The following is a 23,814-nucleotide window of genomic DNA, read 5'->3' on the forward strand; positions in this document are numbered from 1 at the left end:
TGGTAATGAGCAATATTATTGAAGCATTGGAAAAAGAACAATTGAAGCAGATCCCGGAATTCTCGACCGGCGATACCGTGGTCGTGCAAGTCCGCGTGAAAGAAGGCGAGCGTGAAAGAATCCAGGCGTTCGAAGGCGTCGTGATCGCAAAGCGCAACCGCGGCCTGAACTCTGCTTTCACCGTCAGAAAAATCTCGCACGGCACCGGCGTCGAGCGCGTTTTCCAGACGCACAGCCCGCTGATCAGCGAAATCCAGGTCAAGCGCCGCGGCGACGTGCGCAGGGCGAAGCTGTACTACCTGCGTGATCTGACCGGTAAGGCGGCGAGAATCAAGGAAAAACTCTCCTAAGATTTTCTCGGAAAATAAAAAAGGCGACTTCGAGTCGCCTTTTTTATGCGCGGCAATGCAGGCGGATTTTAGTTTTGGCGATTCGTCGGCTTAGGGAAGATGTTCGGAAAATTGTTATGAAGAGTATTGTGTTTTATTGAGGATATGATAATTTTCGGCACCTGCATGAATCTGGAGTAGTTTTAAATTTTTACAAAAGTTTAGGCCTCCTAAATGACATAAAATATTGCGTCATTTAGGATGTGTAATTAATGTTAGAAGCATAAAGAAGGAACATTATAATGAATCAGAAGAAAGTATTCGGAGTACTTCTCACCGACGAGGCATGGGCAGAGTTAGGTGCGGCTTTAAAGCCTTATTCGAGCGAGGGCAGCATCGGCCGTTATATCTATTGCGAAGAAGTGCAGCTCGGTGGCCAATACTTCGTAATGGTCGCTTCTTGCACTAATTCAGATGGCTCTTCGTTCAAAGCCGAAATTGGTATTCATCACCATCACGTAAAGATGTATATCTCTGCTAATGAAAGGTCACAAATCGGATTTGTTCAGTTCGGCTGAGCTTTGCGTCTGATCTCGTAAGAATTTGGAGTAGTGATTTGTTTGAACGCTTCACCGACCCCATTACTGTAGTGAGTCTTGCTCAACAAGGAAACATCGAGAAGCTTCAGAAGCTCATTCGTGGTGGGTGCCGAATCGACCGAAGAACAACTTATGATCCTTGGATGACTCCATTGGATGCATCAGCCGCTGCTGGAAATACCGTGTGTACCGAGTTTTTGCTTAGTGTCGGCGCGCCGTTGTGGGGTTCGTCTATCTTTGAGGCAATTCAAGTCGATTCGCGGCCTATTCTTGAGGTGTTCCACAAACACGATGCAGTGTTTTTTCGGAATTTTTACCGTGACAAAGAATTCTCCCAAAATCCACGTTTGAACCGTTGGCTGCTTCACTTCACCGCACTCGATTACGCGCTCTCGATAGGCGCAAATGCGTGTTCTGAATTCCTTACCGAAATAGGTGCTCAGAAAAAAGACAAATTCACTAAGTGCCGGAGAGGGCACTATGCACCCTTAATTAAAGATGAGTCATTCGTGTCATTTGGAGGCATGAATTTAGATGGCCTTTGTGAAGTCACCGAAGGCTATTATTGTGCTAAGTGTGAGACGTTTATCCGGGGTAGCATGTGAGAATAGTTCTAACATGGTACTTAAAGGGACGCTCCGCTACGCTGCGCGCCCCTTAGTTTCACGTTAGCCAACACGAAAGGGGTACGCCATGAGCAAATGTAGTCTGGTAGGTCGGGCAACAGCTTCATCGTTGCCCGACGTTAGACTGGTACACAGCAGAAAGCTCTTGTAGGGCGGATTCGCCGCCAGGCAATCCGCCGTCGCTTTGAAGCCTGTTGGCGTTTTGCTATCGCGAAAACGTCCTACAGCTCTTTTGCTGATGACCTGGATCGCGAATATGCAGACTTCAAGAAAGTATTTAGGGTTGATGAATGGGGTGAGGAAAATGCCTAACAGATCGCTGCCCCGGACTTCGCTTTGTTTAGCAGGCTATTTTTGTTGTTAGAATTTTGAGAAAGAGCAGGAGCACATTTCATAATGCCACTATTTGAGATATCTGGGGAAAATCTTGTTCCTGTGGAGCAAACGAATTTTGCTCTGGAGAAGGAATTACAGACCCTTATTGAGCGAAATCTTGCGACGGTGTTTAACTGCCGTTTTGTCGCCTCAGAGTTTTCGACGGGTGCATTACATGCCGGGCGAATAGACAGCCTGGCGTTGTCCGAGGACAACAATCCCGTAATCATTGAATACAAGAAAGTTGAATCTTCCGAGCTTATAAACCAGAGTCTTTTCTACCTGCACTGGATTCAGGACCACAAGGGCGATTTCGAAATAGCCGTTCAGCGGGCGCTCGGAAATGGCGTTGAAGTAGACTGGTCAGATGTCCGAGTTATTTGTATCGCCCCAAATTATAAAAAGTACGATCTGCATGCGGTTCAAGTAATGGGAGCGAATATCGAGTTATGGAAGTACCGTCTTTTCAAGAATGGTTCGATCTACCTTGAGGAGGTGTTCCAAGCAACTAAGGTGACCCTCTCGCCATCTTCTGTTGATGGAGGAAAGAATCCGGTTATGGTGGAGGCTGGGAAAAAGGCTGCGCAAGTGCGTGCTACCGCTACTTATGAATTTGAAGAACATCTTGAGGGAAAGCCCGCGCACATACAGTCTCTCATGCACGGCATTCGTGAGTATATCGTTGGACTCGATCCTGCTATTGAGGAAGTGCCGAAAAAGTTCTATGTCGCATACAAGATTTCTCAGAATATTGTGTGCATGGAGCCGCAAAGCAGAAATATAAAGTTATTTGTAAAACTAAGCGCGAATGACGTTGAGGCACCGCCTAAATTCTATCGTGACGTGACAGAAATCGGGCATTACGGTACAGGCGATACTGAGTTCACTATTTCATCGGAGCGAGACTTTGAATTAGTTAAGCCGTTTATTGAATCAGCGTACAACAAGGTTGGGGGGTGACGATTCTAACACGGCGCTCCACTCGACCGCTCACCGCTGAGTGGTTCGCGTCGGGTGAGCTCGGTGCTGTCCAACACCGGATGCCCGCTGTCGGCTATTCGGAAAATCCGCATCAGGCCGCGATACCGTAAAACAGTTTCCAGAGCAGTTCTTCGACACGGCGCGCGACGAGCTCGGTTATCGAGACTGCGACGTTCAAGAACTTTTTGTCCGCTGACAGCGTATTTCCGGGGTGAACTCGAAAAACGGCAAGGCATCCAATGGGGGAAGAGTCATAAACGGAAAATGAAGCGTTCTGTTCGTTACAGGCGCAGGAGAGATTTGCATGGAATATCCCGATAAAATACTCGCCATCGTGCTTGCGGGCGGCGAAGGCTCAAGGCTCTATCCTCTCACTGCGCATCGCTCGAAGCCGGCGGTTCCGTTTGGAGGGAAATATCGGCTGGTGGATTTCGTGATCAGCAATTTGATCAATTCGGGGGTGGGATCGATTTATGTGGTGGTGCAGTACAAGTCCCAATCCCTGATCGAGCATTTGCACAAGACCTGGGAACCTTCCCGGGTAGCGACCGGCGAGTTTGTGATGGAAGTGCCGCCGCAAAGACAGCTCGGCGACGACTGGTTTCAGGGAACCGCCAATGCGGTTTATCAAAATCTGTCCCTTATCGACCGGCATCAACCCAAGTTGGTGGCCGTCTTCGGCGCCGACCATGTGTATCGGATGGATGTGCGCCAGATGATGGAGTTCCACTGCGCCAACAAGGCGGATGTCACGGTGGCGGCGCGATCGGTGCCCTTGGCCGAAGCCGTCTCTTTCGGCGTACTGGAAACGGATGACGCGGGGCGAATCAGCGCTTTCCGCGAAAAGCCCGCGAAGCCAAAGCCCATGCCCGGCGATTCCGAAAGGGCTTACGTGTCGATGGGCAATTACCTTTTCGATGTGGAAAAGCTGCGCGGCATCGTCGAAGCGGCTCATCAACGCGGCGAAACCGATTTCGGCAGCGAAATCCTGCCCCGTCTGATGAGGACGCATCGTCTGTTTGCCTACGATTTCGCCGCCAATCAGGTGCCGGGCATCAAACCTTACGAAGAAACCGCCTATTGGCGCGACGTAGGTACGCTCCAATCCTACTGGCAGGCCCATCAGGATCTTCTCGGGGAACGGCCTTGTTTCGATCTGTTCAATCCTCAATGGCCTATCCGCTCGTCCCGTTATGACGGACCCGGCGTAAAAATCACCAGCCGATATGTTGAAGACAGTTTGGTCTGTTCCGCCGGCTGGCTAAACAAGGCATTGATTTGCCGCAGCATTGTGGGACGGGAAGTGGTGCTGGAGGAAGGCGCGCAACTGGACGAGTGCATCATCCTGGATTACGTGAAGATCGGCAAAGGCAGCCGGCTGCGCCGGGTCATCGTCGACAAGCAGAATATCATCGAAGCGGGCACCGTACTCGGATTCGATCGCGAAAAAGACGCCCGGCAGTATTTCGTGGATGCGTCGGGGATCACCGTCGTGCCGCGCGGGAATCGGATGATTTCCCTGGCCTATTGAGCGCGGCCTGCCGGCGGGCTATCCGTTTCCGTATAAATACTGTTTCGCGCTGGCGAAGGCGCTCATGACGAACAGGGAAGTCGCCACTTCGCTGCCGACGATGATTCGGCAAGGGTGCCGCAAGCGCGTCCATTCGTAAGGTTGGAAAAGGTGGCCTTTTGCGCCTTCTCCCAGCGCATCCGACATCGTCTTCAAACCCGTGGCGATCAGGCCGTCATCCCGCGGTTCATGACGCAGCAGCGCCAATGCAGCCACCGCGATGGCGGCGTCGAACGCATTCAGGGTATAGCCGATCAGCTCGGATTTGCAGTAATCGAGCGCGATCCGGCGAATTTTTTCGACTTGTCCTTCGGGATTCAGGCTATTTTTTTCGGCATCGCCGAGCGTCAAGTAGGCTTCGTAGAAGCGGCCGATGTAATAAACGTAGATCTCCGGCAGATAATACTGAAAAACGGATTCATGCCTGAAGTTGCCGCTCGCAACCGTTCGGTAATGAAAATCGAGCAAGCGCCGCACGGTCTTCAGATTGTCCCCTTCGAGGGACCGCCACTGCTTCCGGTTGACCAGCATGGCCTCCAGAATATCCATGTTATGGCCGGGGCAGATTTCGTTCCCTGCCGGTTCCCGAACGATACGGCCGTCGGATTTCCGGAACCGTTTGTCGAACCAGATCGGAATCGCGCCCTGATAGTCCAGCGGACGGGTCATGCGGATCGTCGGCGGATTCGAAGTGTAACCGCTGCCGATCTGGTATTCGGTGATGATCTCCACCCAGGGATGCGCCAAAAAATTCCGGCATTCCCTGAGCAGTTTCACGTCGGCGGCAAGGTGTTTTTCCTCCACAAGATCCAGCCACTTTTTCGCGATGGAGAGCGTGAAAAAGGTCGTATCGGTATCGGGGGCATAATTGCCGAAGCCCAGATCCTTTTTGATTGCTCGATTCTTTTGGTTCAGCTTGAATAGGCATTCCGCCCTTTCGTCCTCAGGAAAGCAGGTTGTCGCGGGATGCCGGATGCCGTTATTGGGGGTTACCAGCCATTCCTGGCTGGTGACGACGCAAAAGTGGAGCAGGTTTTCCAGGATTTGCACGATTGGCTGCAACTCATCGGGCGTTAGCCGGTTTTTTGCGACCCGCGTCAGCAGTAGTTCGAAAAAATTGACATCGTAGAAGGCGGTACGATGGATAAACCAGTGCGAACGCTGAAACAGCTTTTCCGCAATGCCTCGATAAGGTTTGCGGACGACCTTCAATTTTACGGGGTTGCAATGAATGAAGCAGCGGATCAAGGCGAACAACAAAACGGCATTCCGGTATTCGAAAGCGCCGACGCCGCGGAGAATATTCAGGAAGTTTTCGCCGTTCATTTGATCGTCGCCGGACAAAACGACCTGCGCCGCAACCGGGAAATAGGGATTTTCGTGATGCGAGTTCCACGTTTGCAGGATATCCTGCAGGCAGCGTTCGATGACGGTATCCAACGCTTCCGGCTTGGGATTGGTCTGGATCAAGGGTGTTTTTTCCCGCCGGCGAAAATGCGGCGGATCGATCCGGTCGAGCAGTTCGGCAATCGGCTTGAATGTGCGGTCGATCCAGCCGGCATCCCGCCACTCGTCGTAACCGGCGCGCATTGCGGCGCGGATGACTGCCTGATAGGCGGGAACCGCCTGCATCGGAATTTCCGGATGGCGGCAGCCTTTAAGGATCAGGTATTTCAATAACCCGTTACCCGCGACTTTTCGATAAAGCCGCTTCAGATTACGGCCCGGTTCTGCGTAGGGCTGTTCTTTTAAAATAGGCGTGTCGCAGATGTCATAAATATTGGCGTATCGGGCCATCCATTTCCTCTCCCGGATCGAGTTATCCGCTCAGCGTGGGCCAAGCGCGGCTTCAAGTCGGTGTGCCGGGCAACAGATGCAGGAAATCGTCGATCCGGTTGGCTTCCGACGCGATCAGCCGCGTTTTTTGCGGGCGGCTCAATTTTTTAAGCCGCAGCTCGCGCCGGGTCGCGGAACTGCGGTCATGCCCGGTTTCCAGATACACGAACCGCTCGGGCCGCCGGCCGTTGAAATATTTGGCGCCGCGTCCGCCGGCATGTTGCTCGAAGCGCCGCTGCACGTCATTGGTGATGCCGGTATAAAGCGAGTCGTCGCTGCAGAGGATGATGTAGACGAACCAGGTCATCGGCAGCCTACGCCGCGGTCCCGAACAGCTTGCCGACGCCGGCCGCCATCGACATTGCGCAGGCGGCCAGCAAAATATCTTGTTGCGCCGCGCGCGAAGCCGCGATGCCTACGATCAGGCTGGCCGTCGAGACGATGCCGTCGTCGGCTCCCAATACCGCGGCGCGGAGCCAGCCGGGCCGGTGGGTGCGGTGAGATTCCGGATGGTGAAATTGCACGCCGATTTCCTGGTTAACGCAAGCCGGACTCGGAAGAAAGCAGGCGGTTGATCCGGGCTTTGATCTCCTTGGCCGCTTTTTCCAATGCCTTTCTTTCCGTTCGGTTCAGGTAAGGATGGAGATGGCGAATGACGCCGCGCCGCCCGACCACGACCGGAATACTGAAGCAATTGTCCCGGATTCCAAGCCAGTCTTCAAGATAGGTGCTGAGAGGCAGAGTCCTATGCGAATCGTAGACAATCGCGCGGACCACTTCGCAGGCCGCGGCGGCGATCGCGAAATTGGTGTAGCCTTTGGCGTTGTAGACGTCGAAACCGGCATTGTACACGGCGTTGAAAATCTCGCGGTGCAAAGGGTTGTCGTCGATATGCTCGCTGCCCATCGAGGCGGTGCTGAACAGCGGAAACTGGTTCGGACCGTGTTCGCCGAGAATATAGGCGCGCAGATCGTCCGGATGAATCTGCCGCTCTATCGACAGCAGCGACCTGAAGCGCGCCGAATCCACCAGGGTGCCGATACCGATGATGCTTGAAGCCGGAAAACCCGAAATCTGCGTCGCCAGATAAGTCAGGACATCGACCGGATTGGTGATGATGATCAAAATCGCGTCCGGATTGTTGCGCGCCAAGCGCGGAATCAGCTGCCGGAACAAGGCTGCATTGGCCGGGCCGAGCTCCATGCGCGAAGTCATGTGGTCGGATAACGGCACCGAGGTGGTGACGATCAGAATGTCGCTCGCTGCGACGGCTTCGATCGGAGCGCTTTCGATCAGCATCGTACGTTCGCAGAAGGCGAGGGTATGCTGTAAATCCAGTTCGTCGCCATGCGCTTTGGCCAGATTCCTGCCGGCCAGCACCAAATGGTCGCAGAGGCCTTTCAGCACCAATGCATAAGCGATGGTCGATCCGACATGGCCGGTGCCGATGATCGCAATTTTCATGAGTCACCGAACTCCTGGGTGGTTTGGTCTTAGGTAGGATAACGTATTGTGTAAGGCAAGACCAATGCCATCGATAATGACCCTGAAATATCGCCCAGCAGCGCCGTCCGCAATAAGTGCGGATAATTCGGGCCGACCTGTAATTCGTCCGGGTTGGTCTTGAAATAGACCTTATAGGCATGCTCCTCGCCAAGTCTGGGTTTCAATCCCTGCACATGATGGAGATTGACCGGGCTGCCTCTATGGATTTGCGGAGCTTGTAGAGCGTTTTCGCGATAGCAAAACGCCACAACATGCTTCAAAGCCATGCCAGGCAATCCACTCTCCTTCGGCGGAACCCGGCAGAGCCGGTTCCGCCTTACGGGTTGTGAATGCAGACTCAGAAGCTTAGCTTACAGGTCTCAGATACTCCACGGCATGGATGACGAGGGTGGGGAGCCATTCTACGCACAAGCTCAAGGCTTCAGGGCGGACCGGCTTCCCCAGAAATCGGCAATCACTATAAACTCTTCGGTTTAATTAATCCTGTATTTGTAGAGGGCTTTAATATACAAGGGCGGATGCCGTCAGGCGATCCGCCGCCATGCCAGGCAATCCACTCTCCTTCGGCGGAACCCGGCAGAGCCGGTTCCGCCTTACGGGTTACGGGTTACGGGTTACAGCCGTTGCGGCTCATTCTAACCTGTTGGATTCATTTTGACTCTGTTTCGCTCCGCCCGCAGGCAGTGAAAGGAGGGTGGCCGACTGAGCAGCGGCAACGACGAGGTCGTATCGGCACAGGAAGGAAGGGTCGGAGGACGGTTGGGTGGGTAAGGCGCTAGACGGCGAGAGGCGCAGGGCCGCGAAAAAAAGTGGGCGGAAAAAACCGCCCACCCGGGTTTTTTTATCAACCGTTCAATATTACGAAGCCGCTTCGGCCACCGCTTCGTACGGCTTGGCCGTGCGAGCGTCCTGCGGGGCGTTCAGTATCACGTCCGCGGCCTTTTCGCCGATCATGTAAATCGAGGACACGATGAAGAAGCCCGGAATCTTCGGGAATACCGAGGCGTCGACGACGCGCAGGCCCTGGATCCCGCGGACACGGAACTGGCTGTCCAGCACCGCCATCGGATCGTTGTCGGCGCCGATCGGACAGGTGCAGGAGGCGTGGTGGCCCCAGGCATTGAAACGAACGAAATCGCGCAGTTGGTCGTCGGTTTGCACGTCTTTGCCGGGTGCGACTTCCTCGGCCAGAATGCCTTGTTCGAACAGCGGCTTGGCAATGCTGCGCACGAATTTGACGCCTTCGACGACCGAGTCGAGATCTTCGCCGAGCGTATCGTTGCCTTCCTCGAAGTAGCGGAAGTTGATATAGGGCCGGTCGCGCGGATCGCTGGAGGCCAGGCGGACCTGGCCGGCCCGGTTGACCGTGTGCGCTTTCAGCACGGCCCAGGTCAGGTAGTTCAGATTGTCCTTGATCAGCTTCGAATAGCCGGGGAAGTAGCCTTTAAAGTATCCCAGCACCGCGAAGCAGAACAAATCGGGCAGCGGCCGCTCTTCGAAAGAACGCTTGATGACCGCCAGCACGGCGCCGTTGGTCGTGTAGACGCCCTTGTTTTCGTTTTTCCAATCGTTGTATTGCGGATCGCCGGCCGAATATTTGGCGCCTTTCAGCACTTCCCAGTCCTGATTCATTCGGTTCACGACGCCGACTTCGTAGCGGTCCTGTAAGTTGGTGCCGACGCCGGGCAAATGCTGCCTGACCGGAATGCCGTGCTTTTGCAGTTCTTCCTGCGGACCGATGCCGGACAGCATCAGGAGTTGCGGCGTATTGTAGGCGCCGCCGGCCAGAATCACTTCTTTCGATGCGTGGACGGTGCGGCGCTCGCCGGGCTGGTTGCTCGGATTGGCATGTGCCTTGTAGAGTTTGGCGCCTTTCAGGTATTCGACGCCGACGGCGCGGTTGTTTTCGTCGAGAATGACCTTGGTGACCAGGGCGTCCAGTTCGATGGTCAGATTGTTCGGATATTTCTGCTGCGCCACGAGCAGGCGTTCGCGGGTGCTGTGGCGGCGGCCGTTCGTGGTCGCGAGCGGCGGATAGCGCAGTCCGGTGGCATTTTCCTTGACCAGCCGCCAGTCGTTCGGATCGGCCAGTCCTTCGATCTGCCATTTCAGGCGCTCGAAAAAGTTCGGCAGGGCGCCGGCGGCTTTGGCGGCGGACTCCAGTATCGTCAGGATCAGTTTCTTGTCTTTAGCCAAGGCTTGCAGCGGCAGCGCGGCTTCGGTCTGGAACCAGCCCTTGAACCCGTGGCGGGACGGATTGATGCCGAGCCAGGTGGCGAGTTTACGCAGCTTCGGCCGGTGCTCGCAGTTTTCCATCCCTTCGAAATATTTGCGCATGTTGTCGGCTTTCCAGGAGTCGTCTCCGGTCAGTTCGGCGACCTCGTCCCAGTCGGCGTTGTGCGGATAGACCGTGATCATCGCATTATGCGCGGTGCAGCCGCCGAGGCAGCCGGCGCGCGGGTACAGCACGCCTTTCTCTGCCGGCGTATATTTGGGGTCCTGGGCCTGAAGCGCTTCGGTTTCGTAATGGCGGACGAAAAAATCCCAGCGCATCGCTGCGTTTTCGGTCGAAAACGGATGGAAGACCGGTACATCGTAATCCTCGGGCAGGCGGTCTTCGCCGGGGAAGGCCAGGTCGTCGCCCTGGAGCTGTTTCGGATCGCCGCCGGCTTCCAATACCAACACTTTCTTGCCTTTTTCGGCGAGGCGCGCCGCGACGGTGCCGCCGCCCGCGCCCGAGCCGACGACGATATAATCGTAAGTTGCATTCGATACTGTCATTGTCGTTTCTCCTGATCAAATAAGTGGAAGCCGCCTCGATCCGGGATCGAGGCGGCTTCATAGGTTTTATCCATGATGATGTTGCTGAGAGGGAGCGGCGTCATGCCGCTCCCGATCGAAAATGAAGGGTTAAAAAGTCTTCAGGAATTCGATTAGCGCTTTCTTGTCGGCATCGCTCAGGCCCGGTTCAAGGTTGGCTTCCTTGAAATAGTCGGTGCCGAAATAATGGCCGCGGTTGACGATGTAGTCGGGACATTTGCTGGCCTTGACCAAAGGATCCACGAGATTTTTAAATTGCGCTGCGGCTTGCTCGTCGGTTGCGTCTTTCGGAATTTCTTTCAGATCATGCTTGATCTTGAGCAGCAATCCGAGCAGTTCGGCTTTGTGCTTGACTCGGTCGATGAAGCCTTCGCGGCGGTCCAGGTCGATGTTGGTCAACAGGTTGACCGGCGTGCCTTTCGGAATCGGACCGAGTTCCAGCCCCTGTTCGCCGGCGAATTTGCCGCCGTCGATCTTGCCTGCCAGCTTGTTCAGCCAATCCGGCAAGAATCCGGCAGGCACCCTGAGATAGCTGGTTGCGAAAGTGCGGTCGATCCAGCCCGGCAGCATTTTGCCGTTCGCGGTTTGATACTGGATGTTGCCCTCTCGTTTTTCCGGCCACAGCAATTGCGTGATCGAGTTTTCAAACGAACCCATTCTGGCTTCGACCGACGGGCTTGGGTCGAATTTACCGAGCGAGTTGTTTACGAAGAACGGCGCGGTCGACCAGACGCTGACCAACGAAGCCGGACGGGTAAAGCCGACGCCGCCGCCCGGCGCGGTGAATTCCCAAGGCTTTCCGGTCATTGGATGGTGTACGGTGATTTTGCCGACAGACGGCAGATTCTTGTACGACTGCGACGAGAAATCGTTCCAGATGTTGCCTTCGATCGCATTGGTCGCCAGCGGGCTGCACGCATTCGTTTCGAGCAGCGTGACCGGAACGCGCAGGTCGGTGGACAGGAAGTTGTCCTGCAGGAAGTCGTCTTTTTTAACGATTACGTCGATCGCTTTCTTGAATTCGTCCGTTTGCGTCCAGCGCCAGTAATTACCCCAGTGTTTCAGATAGTCCTTGCCGACGGCTCCGCCTTTGAAGAATTCGTAAGCTTTGTCCGGCAGTTTGCTCGAATGGCAACGGGCGCAGCGTTCGCCGAATACTTCCTTGCCGCGGGTCAGCACCGCCGCGTCTTGGGTGATTTTTTGATCGCCGCCGGGCGCATTCTTCAGCAGATCCGGACGGGTGCCGGCGACGAAGAACAGCGCCAGATCCGGCGTTTGCGCTTCGTTGGCTTGCCAGTAGACCGAGTTTTTGCGCGATTTGATGATCGGGATCGGGGTAATCGGTTTGCCGCCGACCAACGGATTGAAGTGCGTCAACCAGTCTTCGCTGAACAGGCCGATGTTGATGAAGACGCGGTTCAACGCGCCGAGCGCACCGACCGAATCGGCACCGTCTTTCAACACGCGCGGGGTAAACACGGTATCCGGTGCTTTGTAAAACTCGGTCAACGGGCCGCTTTTGACATAGTCGTTGAATTGCCTGTTGTTCAAGCTGCCGCCGCCGAGCTTTTCCTCGCCGAAATTTTTCGCGTTCAGGAGGCGCGGTACCAGGTTATAGACCGCGTTCATCGTGCGCGGGTTATTGATGTAATCGCTCGAAATCAGCGAGGTATCCAGGGCGCCGGGACGCGAGGTCGCGAACAATTGGAACGGGAATGCGCTCGGATCGGCTTCCCACGAGAAAATGCGGTCGATCCAGAAATATTGCGCGCCCGGATTCGAGTTCAGGTTTTCCCATTTCGGATGTTCGGGGTCGGCAGGTGGATTGGTCGGATTCGGCCCGACGTGGCAGAAACCGCAGGACATGCCGACGCGGTAAGGGCGGACCAGATTCTTGTTGTTGTAATAGCTGGGATCGGTATAGTAGCGTTCGGGATCCCAGGCTTTTTCGGCTTTTTCGTCGAAGTCCGGGTTCGGGAACAGGCGCAGGCCGACGATGCCGGTCGCATAGCCGTAGTAGGAGCCGGCCGGAATGTTCTTGCCGCGGGCGCCGTATTTTACGCCGGGATATTTTTCTTCATTTTCGAACGGATCGGCCGGGCAGTCTGTCGAGCGCACGTCGAGCCAGAGCCCGTAGCGGTCCTTGCGTGGACCGGTGCCTTTTTCAAAGCAGGGTTCGTTGACCAGGCCCAGATAGTTCCAGCGGTTGCTGCGGCTGAATTTAAGGCCGGGGTGATTGGACAGAGTTTTCAGAAAATCGAGGTTGCCGACGCTGCGATAGCTGATGGTGTCCCAGAGGCGGTCGTTGCCCGCGGTCCAAACGATCCAGTTGTTGCGCCCGGTCGCGACGCTCTTGACCGCCTGTTCCGGCGTGATGCCGGGTACGAACGGGGCCAGCGTTTTGGCCAAGGTGGCCGGGTCTTTGGTGATGCCGTAGTCCATGTCTTTGAAGTAATCTTCGTCCGCGCCTTTCAGGCTGGCGGCGTCGCGGCCGGCGCACATCGCTTCGTCGATGATCTCGCCTTGTTGATTCTTGCAGACGTTGCTGCTGAAAAGTGCTGCCGATCCCGCGCTGCTGTAGCCGGCCAGGCCTAGAAAGCCAGTGCCGGTCAGCATCAGCGCAAGTGCTGATTTTTTGAGTTTCATATTTATCTCCCCGGTTAAATTGAAAATCCTGCAGATGATTGACATCCCTGAAATGCGGTGTTTTTGGTTGGCCTCCGTTGAAGAAGTGATTTTATTTTGATTATTGTTCTTAATTATGACCCTGCCAGGTCTTTAGCATGAATGGCACGCCGGACGGAGTCGCGCTGATTTTTCAGTAATAGCTCCTGCAATTCCGGACTTTCAACGCAAAAGCGCCGGGATATCCCGGCTGAAAACGGAACTTGATCGTTTTTCGGCGATTTTAGGCAAAACTCAGTTAGAATATTTCTTAAGTTGTTAATCCAATACGTTTAAGTTAGGGCGTATTTTTCTTAAGTTATTCTTGCTTTCGGATTGAGTTGTCTATGTTCGGCCAAGCTGATCTGCTCAATTGTGTACCTAACGGCGAATTTTTGTCAACTAAAGAGTGATGGCGATGCGGGTAAAAATTATCTTGATATATCATAGGTTTGTAAGTAAATGCTTACATGGTTTTGAGTTGCTGGCGGCGGGGTCCCGAACGATGCCCCAGCGAGGTAGATAGACGGATGGCGTTCGTAGTCGAATGGGTCGAGCAGTGCCGGGAGCCGGTGAAAGATATCCGCGTGGAAACACCCGCAGGGTGGTTGCGCGTAAGCGTAAGCGGCGATGTGATGGTTGGCGGCGATTGGATTATTGAAACGGATAGCCGAATCTCTCGCGACCGCGAGTGGCAAAATCGGTTCGACGCTTACTGGCATGACGGTAAGGTTGATCTCGCCGTGAAGGTGTTGGCGCAGGGCACGCCTTTCAGGCGCCGTGTGTGGGCTGAATTGTGCCGGATTCCGTTCGGCGAAACGCGGACTTACGCCGCTTTGGCCCATGTGCTGGCTTCCTCCCCGCGAGCGGTCGGCAATGCCTGCCGCGACAATCCTTATGCGCCGCTCATCCCCTGCCATCGGGTCGTTTCGTCTGCGGGGCTTGGGGGATATTGCGGCGTGACCGAGGGCGCCTTGATGGATGTCAAAATCAAACTGTTGCAATTCGAGGCGGAGCATCGCCGATGAAGGCCGCGGACGTAATCGACCAGTATCTGGATGCAGCCTGGGCCGAGCAGGGGCTCAGCGAGAATACGCTGGCCGCCTACGGGAGCGATTTAAGGATATTTGCCGACTGGCTGAAGGGCAAGCCGATGCTGGAGGCCGACGGCGACCAGCTATCGCGGTTCCTCGCCTTCCGTTATCAGCAGGGCATCGGCGGCCGCTCTACCGCGCGCATTCTTTCGACCCTGCGCGGTTTCTACGGTTATTATCTGCGCGAAAACCGGATCAGCGCCGATCCGACCGCGCTGATCGAGTCGCCGTATATCGGCCGCCCTTTGCCGAAGTCGCTGTCCGAAAAGGACGTCGAACGCTTGCTCGAAGCGCCCGAGGTATCCAATGCGCTCGGCCTGCGCGACAGGACGATGCTCGAAATGCTCTATGCGACGGGGCTGCGGGTGTCCGAGCTGGTCGGACTCAAGTTCGAGCAGATCAGTTTCCGCCAAGGCGTGGTTCGGGTTACCGGCAAAGGCAGCAAGGAGCGGCTGGTTCCGGTCGGCGAAATCGCGATGAGCTGGCTCGAAACCTATATGAATCAGGCAAGGCCGGATATTCTCGGCGCCCGGCAATGCGACTGCCTGTTCGTGACGAACCGGGCGGAAGGGATGACCCGGCAGGCCTTTTGGCATATCATCAAGCGGCACGCAAAAAAAGCAGGCATCGCCGCGGAACTGTCCCCTCATACCCTGCGCCACGCTTTCGCGACGCACTTGTTGAACCACGGGGCGGATTTGCGCGTGGTGCAGCTGTTGCTCGGCCATTCCGACCTGTCGACGACGCAGATTTATACGCATATCGCCCGCGAACGGCTGAAAGATTTACATTCCAAATACCACCCGAGAGGCTAAATACAACATGACACAACAGATTCACCCGACCGCTTATATCGGCTCCGATGTCACGCTCGGGGAAGGAACCCTCGTCGGCCCGTTCGCGGTGATCGAAAGCGGCGCGGTGCTCGGCAGCCGCTGCCGGGTCGGCGCGCATGCGGTCGTGCACGGCCATGTCAGAATGGGAGCGGGCAATATTCTGCATCCGCATGCGGTATTGGGCGGCCTGCCTCAGGATCTCGGCTTCAGACCGGAAACCGCAACCTGGCTGACCGTCGGCGACGATAACGTATTCCGTGAAGGCTTTACCGCGCACCGGGCGACCAAGGAAAACGGCGAAACGCGGATCGGTTCGAGCTGCTATTTCATGAACAACAGCCATGTCGCGCACGACTGCACGATCGGCGACAAGACCATTTTCGCGAACAATGTCGCGATCGGCGGCCATGTCGAAGTCGGCAACAACGTGTTCCTGGGCGGCGCGGTCGTCGCGCACCAGTTCTGCCGGATCGGCGCGTTCGCGATCGTGCAGGGCACCACCGGCCTGAACATGGACGTGATTCCGTTCACGCTGGTCGGCGGCCGGCCGGCGCGCCATTACCGGCTGAACACGGTCGGCCTGAGAAGGGCCGGTATTACCGGCGAACGTTACAATGTCTTGTCCCGGGCTTTCCGCCTGCTCAGGAACAAAAAGACTTTGGAGGGTCTGGAAGAAACCGAGGAATTGATGTTTCTGAAAAACTGGCTGGCGGTCAAATCTAAACGCGGCCTGCACGGGTTCGTCGATATTTCGGCAGATTAAGGGGAGGCGCGCATCGCGCGCCGTGTTCATGGTTTTGCCGCAATATTGAGGTGTTTTCCGGTTGAGGCGTCAAACGAGGTGCGTACCCCACGCCGACTAAAGAATGGATTGGACGATGCCAAACGATTTATTGTCTCTGGCCGAACGGCTCGGCCGGCACCTGCTCGGATCGGGGCACAGCCTGGCCCTGGCCGAGTCCTGCACCGGCGGTTGGATCGCGCAGAGCGTGACCGAAATCGCCGGCAGCTCGGCCTGGTTCGACCGGGGATTCGTGACCTACAGCAATGCGGCGAAAATTGCGATGCTCGGGGTCCGCGAAAGCACTCTGCGGCAGTATGGTGCGGTCAGTCTGCAGACGGCCGCCGAAATGGCCGCCGGCGCCTTGGCGCATAGCGAGGCGGACATCGCCCTGGCCGTGACCGGCATCGCCGGCCCCGGCGGAGGCACCGCCGAGAAACCGGTCGGCCTGGTATTCATCGCCTGGCAGCGGCGCGACCGGCCCGGCCGTTGCATCGAGCGGCATTTCGCCGGCGACCGGCATGCCGTGCGCTTACAGACAGTGCGGACGGCGTTGCGGTGTTTGCTCGATGAATATGGACAGGCCGATATTTCGGATGGGGAAGGCGGCTGAAAAAAGTCCCCTTGACTCATGGTGGCGTAGACCACCCTTCCAATGCACTTTCTCATAAGCCTCAAGGCTTTCCTGTTTCCCAGCCGCCCCCGAGGGCTTTGTAGAGCGCAACCAGATTCAAGGTAACGGTACGTTTGCTGCGTACCCATTCGTCTTGGGAGATATACAGCGTGCGTTGCGCATCGAGCAGATCGAGGTAACCCGTCCAACCCTTGGCGTAGCGTTGACTGGCGAGTTCGACAGCCCTTTGGTTTGCATTGACTTCTTGTTCCAGCCGTTGGTAATGTTCCTGTTCTTTTGCATAAGTTATCAATGCGGTCTCAACTTCTTCAAATGAAGTGAGAATGATCTTTTGATAATTCAGCAAAGCCTGATCTTGAGCTTCTGTCTGAGCGTTGATGCTTGCCAGCACTCGACCGGCATCAAAAATCCGCCATTGTACGGTCGGACCGATAGACCACGTGCGACTGCTGGGGAGAAAGAAGTCGCTCGCGCTGATGCTAATGAGTCCTGCCGATCCGGTGAGTGAAAATTTGGGGAATAGCTCGGCTTTCACCTGTCCGATACGAGCCGTTTCCGCGGCAAGTAAACGCTCGGCCCGCAACACGTCGGGGCGGCGAAGCAGGAGGTCCGACGGCAATCCGACCGGGACTTGTGGTGGAGGTGCCGGAATAGTCGCCGTTGCGGACAATTCCGTATTCAAGGCGTCGGGGCTTTGCGCAAGCAACACGCCCAGACGATGAATCGACGACTGAATCGAGGTTTCGATGATCGGCGCTTGCGATTGTACACTCGCCAGCAGCGCGAGCGCGCGTTGCAGTTCCAACTCCGCCGCTGATCCGTGATCCACGCGGCTGCGAGTGATTTTGACCGTTTCTTCCTGAGCTTCAATCTGGTTTTGAAGAGTGGCCCACTGCCGCTGGGCGCCTCGGGTTAGCGCGTAATACCTTGCCACTTCGGATAGCAACGTCACCAGCACGTCGCGCCGGCCATATTCCATCGCGGCCAATTCGGCCGTCGCGGCTTCGAGCGCCCGGCGCTTGCCGCCAAAGAGATCGATTTCCCACGATGCATCGAACCCGGCTTTGTAAACATCGTTCTCAAACGGGATGTTGGAAGAATTGGGCAGCGATCCGAGGATAGGCTGGTTTTGGCTTTGTTTTTGCCGGGTATAAGAGCCGGAAGCATTCACCGTCGGCCAGAAATCCGCTTCGGCGAAGCCCTGTTCGGATCGGGCCTGACGCACGCGGGATTCGGCCATGCGCAGGTCGAGATTGGCTACGAGCGCCCGTTGGATCAGGGAATCCAGTTCGGCATCGTGAAAGAGTTTCCACCATTCACCGAGCCGATCATTTTGACGGGTAATGCTGCCGGTATGGTGGTCGCTCCATTGCGCAGGCGCATGGGTAATGGGGGGCCGATAGTCCGGGCCAACGGTACATCCGGCTGCCGGGAGCACCAACAATGCGGAGATCAAGGCTGTTGTTTTCATAGGCATTTCCGTCGACGAGTTGGCATGGGGCATGGGTTTGAATGCCGCGACATTCAGGCTAAGCGATGGCGAAATAACCAATTTGCCGCACTCAGTGTCACGATGGCGATGATCAGGAGCGGATACAAGCTGTGCAGCAGCGCGACAAGGCCGATGTCCTTGAGGAAAAGCCCCTTTACAATGACGATGAAATGGCGTATCGGATTGATCCAGTCCAGATATTGCAGCCAGCTCGGCATATTGTCGACCGGCGAAGCATAGCCGGACAGCAGGATGGCCGGCATCAAAAAGCTGAAAACCCCGAGAAACGCTTGTTGCTGCGTGGCGCAGACTGATGAAATCAACAGGCCGAATCCGGCCAGGGCCAGGCAGTAAAAAATCATGCTGCCGTAAAGGAGCGACAGCGATCCCTCGAACGGCACGCGATAGGCGAAAACGGCGCCCAGCAAAATGATCGTTCCCTGCATGATGGCCACCAGAATTGCCGGAACGATTTTCCCGATCATGATCATTCCGGGCGTGAGCGGTGAGATTAAAAGTTGATCGAGCGTGCCTTGTTCGCGCTCGCGTGCTACCGAGAGCGCCGTTACGATGAGCGCGTTGATCGACGTGATAATGGCGATCAGGCTGGGCAATATATGCCAGACATAATCCAGATTGGGATTGAACCAGTGGCGGACAATCAACGATGAGCGAGCGTTCTTTTGCTTCGACTCGAAGCGTTCGTTGCTGTAATCGTTGACGATTTGTTGTACGTAGCCCAGGGCGATCTGGCCGCTGTTGGAGCGTCGGCCATCGAGAATGGCTTGAATCTTCGCAGGACGGCCCGCCGCGATATCGCGCGAAAAATCCGGCGGAAAACGAATGACGAGCAGCGCCTCTTGGTTGTCGATGGTATCTCGCACCTCGGCTTCGCCGTAGAGCGTAAGCAGTTGGGTAAAGGCCTGGGCCTGCGAGAAACGCTGCATCAATTCCGTGGATTCGCGGCCGGAATCTTCGTTGTAGATCGCCAGCGTGTTGTTCCTGACTTCCAGCGTAGCCGCAAAGGGGAATAGAGCCAGTTGCAGGAAGACGGGCACGATCAGAACCATGCGGCTTTGCCGGTCTTGCAGCAGCATTTCGAGTTCCTTGATGATGAGCGTCAGGATGCGTGAAAACATCATTACTCCAAACGGCGGCGGGTTTTCAGCGCGGTCAACCCGATGAAGAAGCTGCCCGCAGCCACCAGAAATAGGCCGCTGTGCAACAAAATGGGCGGGACATTGCCGGCCTGGAAAAGCGTCTGGATGGCGGTCACAAAATAGCGGGCCGGTATCAGATAGGTGGCGGCTTGAATGACGGCGGGCATGCTGCGGATTTCGAACAGAAAGCCCGAAAGCATCAGGGCGGGCAGAAATGCCGCGTTGAGGGCCGCTTGGGCGGCGACGAACTGGTTGCGCAGCACGGTGGAGAGCAGTAAGCCCAAACCGAGACTGCTCGCCAGAAAGAGCGAACCGATTCCCCACAAAATCAGCAGCGAACCGCGAAACGGCACCTGCATCATCAAGGCTGCCACCCCGACGCACAGAAACAGCGAAACGATTCCGAGTACGTAATAAGGCAGCAGTTTGCTCAACAGCAGTTCGGTCCGGGTCACCGGCGAGGCCAGCAGCGCTTCCATCGTGCCGCGTTCCCATTCGCGGGCCACCACGAGCGAGGTCAGCAGCGCGCCGATGACGGTCATGATGATGGTAATCGATCCCGGAATCAGAAAATTCCGGCTTTCGGCGGCGGGATTGAACCAAAAGCGCGGTTCGATGGTAATGCCGGGCGGCGGCGCTTCGCCGCGTTCGCCAGCACGCTGCTGTATCCAGCCGTTCCAGGCGCCGGTCACATAATTTTGCACGAAGTTGGCCGTGTTGGGTTCCGAGCCGTCGGTAACCACCAGCAGCGGCGCAGTGCCGGTCGGCCGTTCGAGTTTTTCGGCAAAATCCGCCGGTACCACCACAAAGCCTCGTACCCGGCCTTCGGTCAGCGCCTGCCCGATCTCCGCCTGCGTCTCGGCGGGATGAACGACGAAGTAGCGCGAGCCGTAAAGATTGTCCGCGAAATGTCTGGCCTCGGGACTGGCGTCTTCGAGCACCAGACCGATATTCACCGCGGTAGAGTCGAGGTTGATGCCGTAACCGAAAATGAACAGCATCACTACCGGCAGCACGAAGGCGATCAGATTACTGCTCGGATCGCGCAGGATTTGCCAGGTCTCCTTTCGGCAAAGGGCGTACAGGCGGCGGAAGGACACAGGCGATTTCATATCGAGACCTCTGAAGTATGTTGCTGCACCAGGGAAATGAACGCATCTTCCATCGAGGGGTCGGGATTCCGGGGGGACACGGCTTGTTCCTTGAGCCGGTCCGGGGAGCCGGCCGCGATGATTTTGCCGCGGAACACCAACGCGATGCGGTCGCAATATTCGGCTTCGTCCATGAAGTGTGTTGTGACCATCACGGTAACGCCTTTTTCGACGAGGCCGTTGATATGCGTCCAAAACTCGCGGCGCGTCACCGGGTCGACGCCGGAGGTCGGTTCGTCCAGAAACAGAATCGCCGGCTCGTGCATGACCGCGCAGGCCAACGCCAGGCGCTGCTTGAAACCGAGCGGAAGGGCATCGGGCGTGGTGCCGAGGAAAGGCTGCAGCTTGAAGACCTCGACCATGTCCGCGATGGCGGTTTTCTGCCGGACGCCGCGTAAACCGTAAACACCGGAGAAGAACTTCAGGTTCTGTTCGATCGTGAGATTGCCGTACAGCGAAAACTTCTGCGCCATGTAACCCAGGCGCTGGCGGGCTTCGCTGGCGCTGGTTTTGAGGTCGATGCCCATGACTCGCGCCGTACCGGATGTCGGCGCAAGCAGCCCGCACATCATCCGGAACGTCGTCGACTTGCCGGCGCCGTTCGGGCCGAGCAGGCCGAAGATCTCCCCGCGCTTGACGCTGAAATTCACATCATCGGTTGCGGTGAAATCGCCGAAGCGTTTGGTTAACGCCACCGCTTCCACAACCGTATCGTCATTGCCGGGCACCGGCCGCAGGCGTTGCGCAAGAGCCGAATCGCCGCCCGGGCCGCCCCCGAGGGCTTCAATGAACGCATCCTCGAAACGGGGCGCGACCGGCACGAATTCCGCATCAATCCCGGCATCGAGCTCCTTGAGGTTGGGTCGGACCGCTCCTTGGCGGAGCACCAGGCGGACCGCATGGCCCTGAATGACCCCGTCCATGACTTCAGGCCGGCGCAGCGCCCGCGCGAGCAATTGCCGGCGGTTGCCGGTCAGATGCCTGATTTGCAGGCTTCGGCCATGGATTCGGTCCGTGAGATCCGCGGGCTTGCCCGAGAAGATCAACCGGCCGTCGTTCATCAACAGCACCTCCGCGCATAATTCGGCTTCATCCAGATACGCCGTGCTCCATACGACCGCCATGCCCTGGGCAATCAGTTCATGGACCATCTTCCACAATTCGCGGCGCGAAATCGGATCGACGCCCACGCTCGGTTCGTCCAGCAGCAGCAACCTTGGCCGACCCAGCAGCGCGCAGGCCAGGCCGAGCTTCTGCTTCATGCCGCCGGACAGTTTTCCGGCCAATCGGGCGGTGAACCGGGCAAGATCGGTAAATTCCAGCAGGCGTTTGAAGGTGGCGGCGCGTTCTTCACCCGTCAGGTCCCGAAGATCAGCGTGGAATTCGAGATTTTCGACAACGGACAGATCTTCGTAGAGGCCGAATTTTTGCGGCATGTAGCCAATGACCGGGCGCAGCTTGTCCGCGTCGCGGATCGGGTCGCGATTGTCTACGGAAATGGTGCCGGAAGTCGGCGCGAGCAATCCGGCCATCAGCCGGATGAGGGTTGTCTTGCCGGCCCCGTCGGGTCCCACCAGTCCGGTAATCTGGCCGGGCCTCAACACGGCCGAGACGCCTTCCAGCGCGGGCTTCTTCGCGTGCGGAAAGATTTTCCGGACGGAATCGAGTATGACCAGGGCATCGCTCATAACGGAGCCGGCGTGCTTGACGAGCTGCCGGCGAGGGTGACGGTGACCGGCATACCCTGGCGCAGCCCGTCATCGGGATTCTCGACGACAATGCGTAACCGGTAGACGAGCGCGGTACGCAGTTCCGCCGTTTCCACGGTCTTCGGCGTGAATTCGGCGCGCGGGGAAATGTAGCCGATCTGGCCTCTGTAAGGTTTGCCGTCAAGGGCATCGGTGCGGATTTCAACCTTCATGCCCGGATGTAGGCGGCCCAGGTCGGGCTCATGGACATAGGCGCGAACCCAAACCGGATTCACCAGGGACAGCGTGAAAACCGGAGAGCCCGCTTGCAGGATGGCGCCGGCTTCTTGCGCCCGGGTAAGAATGACGCCATCGGACGGCGCGGCCAATACCGTATCGCTCAACTGGAGGCGGGCGGTGGCCAGTGCCGCTTCGGTTTGCGTAAGATCGGCTTTGGCTTGGGCGATATCCTCGGCGCGAAACCCGGCTTCGAGGAGCGCCAGGTTGGCGCGCGCCGATTTGAGTCTTGCCCTGGCTTCTTTGTGGTTGGCCTCGGCGTTGTCGCGTTCCTGGACCGAGACGCCTTTGTCGGCCAGTAATTCTTCGGCCCGTTTGAACAAGCGTTCGGCATTGACGGCGGCGGCTTCGCGCTCACGGACGAGCGACCGGGCTTGCGCGATCTCTTCCGGACGGTTGCCGGTTTCACGCAACTTCAGGCGCGCCCGCAACGAGTCCACCTGGGCCTGGGCGCTGGCCCGCTGATTGCGATAGGGCTCGTCGTCCAGCCTGGCCATCACTTCGCCCGCTTTGACCTTGTCCCCCTCGTCGTAAAGAAGTTTCGCCAGCTTGCCGGGAACGCGGAAACCGAGCGTGACTTCGCGTATGTCCACATTGCCGTAAAGTGTCGGCGTGGTCCTGTCTTCACCGCGGAACGTGCGATAAATCCAGCTTGCACTCCCCGCAATGACCAGCAAAACGATGACAAAGAGGATGATCTTTTTCACAATGATGCCTCATCGATGATCTGCGTCAACAACCGCCGAAGCCCTGCCAGGTCTTCTTCCGAAGGATGCAGGATGCCGAAAATTCTCCAAAATTTGAGACCGTCCAGTGTGGCAAGAATCAGCCAACTGCGATCGGCAGGCAAGCCGTCATCCAGCATGCCTTGATATACTCCCTGGAAGAAGCGTCGCATCGGCTCCAGCATTTTCGGATTGCTGGATACCGCGCCCAGCAATGGGCCGGCCACCCGTTGGAGCCGGGGAAACAGGGAACCCTCGGTATCCAACATCATATGCAGCATCGTCCTGGCATGTCGCCCTCGCCCAGGCGGCTCGCCAGCCAAACCGGCGGCAAACCTTTCCTGTGCGATGGAAGCGATGCGCGAAACCATGCCCAGCACGATGGCGTCTTTGGTGGGGAAGTGATAAAGGAGCCCGCCTTTGCTAAGGCCGGCCTTTGCGGCAACCGCATCCAAGGTCATGGCACTGACGCCTTGCTCTATCACGACGGCTTCGGCGGCATCGAGCAGGCGTTCTCGAGTGTTCGTCTTTTGCATGCGTTTCATAAATTCATATACTGTACCGTCTGGACGGTATAGTCAATAGGCGGCAACGAATGGTGAAAAAATAAATTGCTATAAGGGATGTTTTCCAGGGCGATTCAAGGTATC

General features: G+C 56.7%; 22 protein-coding genes. 9 read left to right on the forward strand and 13 right to left on the reverse strand.

Translation table 11 applies throughout. The annotated features are described in order from the left end of the window. The first annotated feature begins 5 nt into the window (after positions 1-5). From rplS to CC94_RS0112005, 5 genes are all read left to right on the forward strand, one after another. Entirely contained in the window at positions 6-350 is a 345-nt protein-coding gene (gene rplS / locus CC94_RS0111980) for a 50S ribosomal protein L19 (RefSeq protein ID WP_005370087.1), read from the forward strand. Positions 351-631: 281 nt separating this feature from the next. Then, positions 632-907, forward strand: a complete 276-nt coding sequence (locus CC94_RS0111985; RefSeq protein WP_005370089.1) for a hypothetical protein — start codon at positions 632-634, stop codon at positions 905-907. 38 nt (positions 908-945) lie between these two features. After that, on the forward strand, positions 946-1,533 hold the full coding sequence (locus CC94_RS0111990) for an ankyrin repeat domain-containing protein (protein WP_005370090.1): 588 nt from the start codon (positions 946-948) through the stop codon (positions 1,531-1,533). Positions 1,534-1,950: 417 nt separating this feature from the next. Further along, a complete protein-coding gene (locus tag CC94_RS0111995; RefSeq protein ID WP_005370091.1) occupies positions 1,951-2,889 on the forward strand; it encodes a DUF5655 domain-containing protein in 939 nt (312 codons plus the stop codon). Between the two features lie 325 nt (positions 2,890-3,214). Further along, positions 3,215-4,441, forward strand: a complete 1,227-nt coding sequence (locus CC94_RS0112005) for a glucose-1-phosphate adenylyltransferase (protein WP_031431013.1) — start codon at positions 3,215-3,217, stop codon at positions 4,439-4,441. 18 nt (positions 4,442-4,459) lie between these two features. Here the strand turns inward: CC94_RS0112005 and CC94_RS0112010 are convergent, their stop codons facing one another. The 7 genes from CC94_RS0112010 to CC94_RS0112045 all read right to left on the reverse strand — a co-directional run bounded on the left by CC94_RS0112010 (position 4,460) and on the right by CC94_RS0112045 (position 13,288). After that, a complete protein-coding gene (locus tag CC94_RS0112010; RefSeq protein ID WP_005370092.1) occupies positions 4,460-6,277 on the reverse strand; it encodes a hypothetical protein in 1,818 nt (605 codons plus the stop codon). A 52-nt stretch (positions 6,278-6,329) separates the two neighbouring features. After that, the gene (locus CC94_RS0112015) at positions 6,330-6,623 is read right to left on the reverse strand and encodes a GIY-YIG nuclease family protein (protein ID WP_005370093.1); all 294 of its coding nucleotides are present in this window, start codon (positions 6,621-6,623) and stop codon (positions 6,330-6,332) included. A gap of 7 nt (positions 6,624-6,630) precedes the next feature. Then, positions 6,631-6,840, reverse strand: coding sequence for a VIT1/CCC1 transporter family protein (locus CC94_RS0112020; RefSeq protein WP_005370094.1), 210 nt, complete (start codon positions 6,838-6,840; stop codon positions 6,631-6,633). Positions 6,841-6,853: 13 nt separating this feature from the next. After that, positions 6,854-7,780, reverse strand: coding sequence for a malate dehydrogenase (locus CC94_RS0112025; protein ID WP_031431016.1), 927 nt, complete (start codon positions 7,778-7,780; stop codon positions 6,854-6,856). A 29-nt stretch (positions 7,781-7,809) separates the two neighbouring features. Beyond that, a complete protein-coding gene (locus tag CC94_RS0112030; protein WP_031431018.1) occupies positions 7,810-8,088 on the reverse strand; it encodes a LytTR family DNA-binding domain-containing protein in 279 nt (92 codons plus the stop codon). A 592-nt stretch (positions 8,089-8,680) separates the two neighbouring features. Beyond that, entirely contained in the window at positions 8,681-10,603 is a 1,923-nt protein-coding gene (locus CC94_RS0112035; RefSeq protein WP_005370099.1) for a GMC family oxidoreductase, read from the reverse strand. A 129-nt stretch (positions 10,604-10,732) separates the two neighbouring features. Beyond that, positions 10,733-13,288, reverse strand: a complete 2,556-nt coding sequence (locus tag CC94_RS0112045) for a hypothetical protein (protein WP_005370102.1) — start codon at positions 13,286-13,288, stop codon at positions 10,733-10,735. 548 nt (positions 13,289-13,836) lie between these two features. Between CC94_RS0112045 and CC94_RS0112050 the strand changes: the two genes are divergently transcribed. The 4 genes from CC94_RS0112050 to CC94_RS0112065 all read left to right on the forward strand — a co-directional run bounded on the left by CC94_RS0112050 (position 13,837) and on the right by CC94_RS0112065 (position 16,630). Further along, positions 13,837-14,334, forward strand: a complete 498-nt coding sequence (locus tag CC94_RS0112050; RefSeq protein ID WP_051911483.1) for a methylated-DNA--[protein]-cysteine S-methyltransferase — start codon at positions 13,837-13,839, stop codon at positions 14,332-14,334. Further along, the gene (gene xerD / locus CC94_RS0112055) at positions 14,331-15,215 is read left to right on the forward strand and encodes a site-specific tyrosine recombinase XerD (protein ID WP_031431023.1); all 885 of its coding nucleotides are present in this window, start codon (positions 14,331-14,333) and stop codon (positions 15,213-15,215) included. The genes CC94_RS0112050 and xerD overlap by 4 nt, the downstream gene beginning before the upstream one ends. A gap of 7 nt (positions 15,216-15,222) precedes the next feature. Next, positions 15,223-15,999: an acyl-ACP--UDP-N-acetylglucosamine O-acyltransferase gene (gene lpxA, locus CC94_RS0112060; RefSeq protein ID WP_031431025.1), complete on the forward strand. Its 777-nt coding sequence runs from the start codon at positions 15,223-15,225 to the stop codon at positions 15,997-15,999. 115 nt (positions 16,000-16,114) lie between these two features. Further along, positions 16,115-16,630: a CinA family protein gene (locus CC94_RS0112065; protein ID WP_031431027.1), complete on the forward strand. Its 516-nt coding sequence runs from the start codon at positions 16,115-16,117 to the stop codon at positions 16,628-16,630. A 61-nt stretch (positions 16,631-16,691) separates the two neighbouring features. Here the strand turns inward: CC94_RS0112065 and CC94_RS0112070 are convergent, their stop codons facing one another. From CC94_RS0112070 to CC94_RS0112095, 6 genes are all read right to left on the reverse strand, one after another. Continuing rightward, complete coding sequence (locus tag CC94_RS0112070; RefSeq protein ID WP_031431029.1) at positions 16,692-18,122, reverse strand: efflux transporter outer membrane subunit; 1,431 nt, start codon at positions 18,120-18,122, stop codon at positions 16,692-16,694. A 53-nt stretch (positions 18,123-18,175) separates the two neighbouring features. After that, positions 18,176-19,213: an ABC transporter permease gene (locus CC94_RS0112075; RefSeq protein ID WP_245619746.1), complete on the reverse strand. Its 1,038-nt coding sequence runs from the start codon at positions 19,211-19,213 to the stop codon at positions 18,176-18,178. Between the two features lie 71 nt (positions 19,214-19,284). Continuing rightward, entirely contained in the window at positions 19,285-20,415 is a 1,131-nt protein-coding gene (locus CC94_RS0112080) for an ABC transporter permease (protein WP_005370132.1), read from the reverse strand. Beyond that, entirely contained in the window at positions 20,412-22,142 is a 1,731-nt protein-coding gene (locus CC94_RS0112085; protein WP_031431033.1) for an ATP-binding cassette domain-containing protein, read from the reverse strand. Before CC94_RS0112085 ends, CC94_RS0112080 begins: the two co-directional genes overlap by 4 nt. Next, positions 22,139-23,146, reverse strand: a complete 1,008-nt coding sequence (gene hlyD / locus CC94_RS0112090) for a secretion protein HlyD (protein ID WP_031431034.1) — start codon at positions 23,144-23,146, stop codon at positions 22,139-22,141. The genes CC94_RS0112085 and hlyD overlap by 4 nt, the downstream gene beginning before the upstream one ends. Next, complete coding sequence (locus CC94_RS0112095) at positions 23,143-23,709, reverse strand: TetR/AcrR family transcriptional regulator (RefSeq protein WP_005370138.1); 567 nt, start codon at positions 23,707-23,709, stop codon at positions 23,143-23,145. The genes hlyD and CC94_RS0112095 overlap by 4 nt, the downstream gene beginning before the upstream one ends. Between the last annotated feature and the right edge of the window lie 105 nt (positions 23,710-23,814).

The organism is Methylomicrobium agile, from assembly GCF_000733855.1.
GTDB lineage: Bacteria > Pseudomonadota > Gammaproteobacteria > Methylococcales > Methylomonadaceae > Methylomicrobium > Methylomicrobium agile.